Origin of the sequence: Bradyrhizobium sp. SHOUNA76 (assembly GCF_023006445.1) — a bacterium.
Classification (GTDB): Bacteria; Pseudomonadota; Alphaproteobacteria; order Rhizobiales; family Xanthobacteraceae; genus Bradyrhizobium.
This window is the reverse complement of the sequence record NZ_JALBHA010000525.1, coordinates 1-4,252: the sequence shown is the minus strand read 5'-3', so window position 1 is coordinate 4,252 and position 4,252 is coordinate 1. Positions and strand designations below refer to the sequence as shown.

Here is a 4,252-nt window from a genome sequence, read left to right as displayed (position 1 = left end):
CTCGACGCATATTCGGCGACTTTCAGGCCGAACGGCATCGGCAGCGCGTGCTGGAGCCAGGTCCGTGCCACCATCGCGGTGTTGCGATGGTTGCGCGCCAGCGCGGCAAAGCCCTTGATGGCGCGGCTGAGGTCGGTGTCCAGCGTATCGATGCCGGCGCGAAGCGTGAGCATGGTCGCGGTGTCGATGACGTCCTGGCTGGTTGCGCCCCAATGCACGTAGCGCGCGGCCTCCGTGTCGGCCTTGCCGACATTGGCGGTCAGCGTCTTGACCAGGGGAATCGCGAGATTGCCCGATCGCGTCGCGGCCTCTGCCAGCGCGGCCATGTCGAAGGAATCGGCCTTGCACGCCGCCTCGATCGGGCCGACCGCAGATGCCGGAATCACATCGGAGGCGGCCTCGGCGCGTGCCAAGGCTGCCTCGAAATCGAGCATGTTCTGCAGGGTCGACCGGTCGTCGCAGACGGCGCGCATGGCGGCGCTCGACAGCATCGGTGCGAGCAGGGGGGAGAGGGATGTGCTCATTGCGCGCGACCTAATCATCATGGCCCGGCTGTGCCAATCCCCAACCGCCCGCACACGTCTTTTTGCAGTTGCGAATATGCATTGCACTTGACCGAGCGGCGCCCTTTCCTTTGCCGCGTCCCTGCGTTACTTGATCAGCACTATAATTGCGCGATCCGGGAGGCACCTCATGGCCATGACGATGAACGGCGAAGTCCAGCTTGCGGCGCCGCGCGAGGCCGTGTGGGCCAAGCTCAACGATCCCGAGGTGCTGAAGGCCTGCATCCCCGGCTGCGAGGAGCTTGAGAGGACCGACGACGGCGGCTTTCGCGCAACGGCGAAAATGAAGGTCGGCCCGGTGTCGGCACGCTTCAAGGGCAAGGTCACGCTCTCCGATCTTGATCCGCCGAACGGCTATAGGATCTCGGGTGAGGGCGAGGGCGGGGTCGCCGGCTTCGCCAAGGGGGGCGCGGTGGTCAAGCTGGCGGAGAAGGACGGCGGCACGCTGCTCTCCTACGAGGTCGAGGCGCAGATCGGCGGCAAGTTGGCGCAGCTCGGCCAGCGCCTCATCAACGGCGCCGCCAAGAAACTTGCCGACGAGTTTTTCGCGAACTTCGCCAAGGCGGTACAGGGCTGAAGGCTATCGCCTTTCGGCATGGCGCCTTGCGTCCCGGGCGATGTTGCCCCGGGGCATAATGGCCCATATGATGGGTTGGAATAATTATAAGAACCGCTTCGATGGGACCCGTCGGGGCGCTGATAGAGAGTGCTTATGGCAAAAATCTCCCTCATCGTGAACGGCAATCCTGTCACGGCCAACGTCGATCCCCGCACCCTGCTGGTGCAGTTCCTGCGCGAGAATCTGCACCTGACCGGCACCCATGTCGGCTGTGACACCTCGCAGTGCGGCGCCTGTGTCGTGCATCTCGACGGCAAGGCCGTGAAGTCCTGCACCACGCTGGCGGTGATGGCTGACGGCCACGAGGTCAAGACGATCGAGGGGCTGGCCGCAGACGGCGCGCCGCTGCATCCGATGCAGGAGGCCTTCCGCGAGCACCATGGCCTGCAATGCGGCTTCTGCACGCCGGGCATGATCATGACCGCGATCGACATCGTGCACCGCAAAGGCAACGAGCTCGACGACCATACGATCCGGGAAGAACTAGAAGGCAATCTCTGCCGCTGCACCGGCTACCAGAACATCGTCGCCTCGATCTCCGCCGGCGCCAAGGCGATGGCGAAATCCGACCTCGCGTAACGCGCATCCCGCGATCAGGACATTCAGATGTACGAATTCAAATACCATCGCCCCGGGACCGTTCGGCAGGCCGCCAACCTCCTGGTGAAGAACGAAGACGCCAAGGTGATCGCCGGCGGCCACACGCTGATTCCCGTCATGAAGCAGCGCCTCGCCAGCCCCCCGCACCTGGTCGACCTCTCCCATATCGAGGGGCTCGACACGATCGAGATGAAGGGGCGTTCGCTGGTGATCGGCGCCACCGCCAGGCACGCCGAGGTCGCCACCTCCGCGATCGTCGGCGAGGCGATCCCGGCGCTGGCGAATCTTGCCGGCGGAATCGGCGACCCCGCCGTGCGTCACAAGGGCACGATCGGCGGCTCGCTCGCCAACAACGATCCGACCGCGGACTATCCGGCCGCGGTGCTCGCGCTGGGCGCGACCATCGTCACCAACAAGCGCCGCCTCAAGGCCGAGGAGTATTTCCAGGGCCTGTTCACGACCGCGCTGGAAGCCGACGAGATCATCACCAAGGTGATGTTCCCGCTGCCCAAGAAGGCGGCCTACATCAAATTCCGCAACCAGGCCTCGCGCTATGCGCTGGTCGGCGTGTTTGTGGCACGGCGTCCCTCTGATGTGCGGGTTGCCGTGACCGGCGCCGGCTCCGAAGGCGTATTCCGTGTCAGCGCGTTCGAGGAGGCGCTCAAGAAGCGCTTCGCCGCGAAGGCACTTGACGGCATCGAGGTGCCGGCCGAAGGCCTCAACAGCGACATCCACGGCAGCGCCGAGTACCGCGCGCATCTCATCGGCGTGCTGACGCGCCGCGCCGTCGATGCCGCCAACGCCAAGGAGTGAGGTGATCTCACGCCTCGGCCCAAACTTGTCCCCGGTGAGGGCGTAGCGAGACTGGCTTTTTCATGACTTCAGCGGCCAATTCTTCCGGTGCTTTGCCGGCATCGGTCGATGCGATGCTCGAACTCCTGACATCGCGCGGTTATCTCGCGGAGCGGTCGCTGGCGACGGTGACGTATCTCTCGCTGCGCATGGGTCGGCCGCTGTTCCTGGAAGGCGAGGCCGGAGTCGGCAAGACCGAAATTGCAAAAGTGCTCTCGGCGGCGCTGGGGCGGAAGCTGATCCGCCTGCAGTGCTACGAAGGCCTCGACGTCTCCTCCGCGGTCTACGAGTGGAATAGCGCCGCGCAGATGATCGCGATCCGGATGGCGGAAGCCGCCGGCGACACCGATCGCGACCAGCTCTCGAGCGACATCTTCGCCGACCGCTACATGATCAAGCGGCCATTGCTGCAGGCGCTGGAGCCTGATGTGGCCGGACCACCGGTGCTCTTGATCGACGAGCTCGATCGCGCCGACGAGGCGTTCGAGGCGTACTTGCTCGAAATCCTCAGCGACTTCCAGGTGACGATCCCCGAATTCGGCACGGTGAAGGCGCCGAGCCCGCCGATCGTCATCATCACCTCCAACCGCACCCGTGAGATCCACGACGCGCTGAAGCGGCGCTGTCTCTATCACTGGGTGGATTATCCCGCCGCCGAGCGCGAGCTCGCGATCGTCAAGTCGCGCGTGCCCGGCATCTCCGCGAAGCTGTCGCAGCAGGTCGTGCGCTTTGTCCAGGCGCTGCGCAACCAGGATTTCTACAAGTCGCCGGGCGTCGCCGAGACCATCGATTGGGCCACCGCGCTGTCTGAGCTCGACGCCCGCTCGCTGACCCCGCAAGTGGTCGGCGACACGCTGGGCGCGCTGCTCAAGTACCAGGACGACATCACCCGGATGCAGGGCGACACCCTGCAGAAGGTGCTGAAGGAAGCGACGAGCGAGAATTGACGCGCGTGCGTCATAATGAACTCGTCATTCCGGGGCGCGCGTAGCGCGAGCCCGGAATCCATACTCCCGATCGTGGTTATGGATTCCGGGCTCGCGCCAAGGGGCGCGCCCCGGAATGACGGCTGAGAGTGTTGAACCATGGCCATCAACCACCTTGCCCCCGAGCAGACCGAGCAGTTCGCCGACAACATCGTCGGCTTCGCCCGCGCGCTGCGTTCGGCGGGCATGCCGGTGGGCCCGGGCGCCGTCATTGATGCCATGAGCGCGCTGCAAGTGATCGACATCGGCAACCGTGCCGACGTCTTCACGACGTTGGAGGCGATCTTCGTCAAGCGCCACGAGCACGCGCTGATCTTCAAGCAAGCCTTCAACCTGTTCTTCCGCGCCTCCGAGGAATGGAAGCACATGCTCGATTCGGTGCCGCTGCCGGACGAGGCCAAGAAAAAGCCGCAGGCCGGCTCGCGCCGCGTGCAGGAGGCGATGTCGCGGCCGCGCATGACCGAGACGCCGCAGCATCAGGAGCAGGATCTGCGCCTGTCGGTCTCCGACAAGGAAATCCTCCAGAAGAAGGATTTCGCGCAGATGAGTGCGGCCGAGATCACCGAGGCGCTGCGTGCCGTCGAGCGGATGCGGCTGCCGCAGGCCGAGCTCCTGACGCGCCGGCACCGACC

General features: G+C 65.1%; 5 protein-coding genes and 1 pseudogene. 5 read left to right on the top strand and 1 reads right to left on the bottom strand.

Annotated features, from left to right (window positions below; translation table 11 throughout):
- Positions 1-524, bottom strand: a 524-nt coding sequence (locus MOV74_RS32460; protein ID WP_246931075.1) for a lyase family protein, incomplete at its 3' end; no start/stop codon positions are given.
- Between the two features lie 169 nt (positions 525-693).
- Between MOV74_RS32460 and MOV74_RS32455 the strand changes: the two genes are divergently transcribed.
- From MOV74_RS32455 to MOV74_RS32435, 5 genes and pseudogenes are all read left to right on the top strand, one after another.
- Entirely contained in the window at positions 694-1,140 is a 447-nt protein-coding gene (locus MOV74_RS32455; RefSeq protein WP_246931074.1) for a carbon monoxide dehydrogenase subunit G, read from the top strand.
- Between the two features lie 135 nt (positions 1,141-1,275).
- Positions 1,276-1,761, top strand: coding sequence for a (2Fe-2S)-binding protein (locus MOV74_RS32450; protein ID WP_212081488.1), 486 nt, complete (start codon positions 1,276-1,278; stop codon positions 1,759-1,761).
- Positions 1,762-1,788: 27 nt separating this feature from the next.
- Positions 1,789-2,595 carry a xanthine dehydrogenase family protein subunit M gene (locus tag MOV74_RS32445; RefSeq protein ID WP_246931073.1) on the top strand — a complete coding sequence of 269 codons (807 nt, stop codon included), beginning with the start codon at positions 1,789-1,791 and terminating at the stop codon, positions 2,593-2,595.
- A 62-nt stretch (positions 2,596-2,657) separates the two neighbouring features.
- Complete coding sequence (locus MOV74_RS32440; protein ID WP_246931072.1) at positions 2,658-3,581, top strand: MoxR family ATPase; 924 nt, start codon at positions 2,658-2,660, stop codon at positions 3,579-3,581.
- Between the two features lie 138 nt (positions 3,582-3,719).
- Positions 3,720-4,252 (top strand): annotated as a pseudogene (locus MOV74_RS32435) (VWA domain-containing protein); the annotation flags it as partial.

Coding starts and splice junctions, on each gene's coding strand:
- MOV74_RS32455 (WP_246931074.1), top strand. CDS start 694: ATGGCCATGACGATGAACGGCGAAGTCCAGCTTGCGGCGCCGCGCGAG.
- MOV74_RS32450 (WP_212081488.1), top strand. CDS start 1,276: ATGGCAAAAATCTCCCTCATCGTGAACGGCAATCCTGTCACGGCCAAC.
- MOV74_RS32445 (WP_246931073.1), top strand. CDS start 1,789: ATGTACGAATTCAAATACCATCGCCCCGGGACCGTTCGGCAGGCCGCC.
- MOV74_RS32440 (WP_246931072.1), top strand. CDS start 2,658: ATGACTTCAGCGGCCAATTCTTCCGGTGCTTTGCCGGCATCGGTCGAT.